Below are 917 nucleotides of genomic sequence, written 5' to 3'. Positions count from 1 at the left end.
GAGCTTCCACACGACGGCACCGACCGTGACGAGGGCCAGCAGGAAGCCGAACGCGGTGAGGATGGCGTGTCGGCGCCGGCCGCGCGGCCCCGGAGCGTCGAACAGGACGGTCTGCGTGCTCATCGCTTCACCGCCAGTCGACGCGAGAGGGACGTGAAGAAGATGCCGACCGGCAGCGTGAGGATGACGAAGCCGAGGGCGAAGATGAAGAAGACGCCGAAGCTGGCGGTCTCGTTCTCGAAGATGACCTTCATGAGCGCGGAGGCTTCGGCCACGCCGATGACCGAGGCCACCGTCGTGTTCTTCGTCAGTGCGATGAGCGTCGAGCCGAGGGGCGCGATGGCCCCGCGGAACGCCTGGGGCAGGATCACCTCGCGCAGGCTCTGGCCGAAGGTCAGCCCGATCGAGCGCGCCGCCTCGGCCTGGCCGACCGGCACGGTGTTGACGCCGCTGCGCAGGGCCTCGCAGACGAAGGCGGCGTGGTACACGGCCAGCGCCACCATCGCCCAGCGGATGGCGTTGTCACGCACCGACGTCGCCGAGCTGGGGTCGACGAGGTTGATCTGGAGGATGATCCCCACGCCGGCGAGTGAGAAGAAGACGATGAGGGTCAGCGGGGTGTTGCGCACGATGTTGACGTAGACCGCGCCGAGCCGACGCAGCACCGGAACCGGCGACACGCGCATGACGGCGACGACGGTCCCGATGACGAGCGCACCGATCGCCGAGAAGAACGTCAGCGTGATGGTCATCCAGAAGGCGGCAAGGATGTCGTACTTCTCGAGGATTGCGAGCATGTCCCTCCTTCACGCACAAGGGATCTGGCCGGCGGGGGCCGCGGCCTCGGCGATGCCGTGGCCCCCGCGCGGCGGGCGGGTCAGGAGCAGGCGGCCGGGGTGGGCGGGTTTTCCGTGGCG

General features: G+C 68.9%; 1 protein-coding gene. It reads right to left on the bottom strand.

Annotated elements, in window-relative coordinates:
• Positions 1–119: 119 nt before the first annotated feature.
• On the bottom strand, positions 120–797 hold the full coding sequence (locus ACPYOM_RS22050; protein WP_481343613.1) for an amino acid ABC transporter permease: 678 nt from the start codon (positions 795–797) through the stop codon (positions 120–122).
• Positions 798–917: the final 120 nt, after the last annotated feature.

The organism is Monashia sp. HAY1-2A (assembly GCF_056755315.1).
This window is presented reverse-complemented; position numbering and strand designations above follow the sequence as displayed.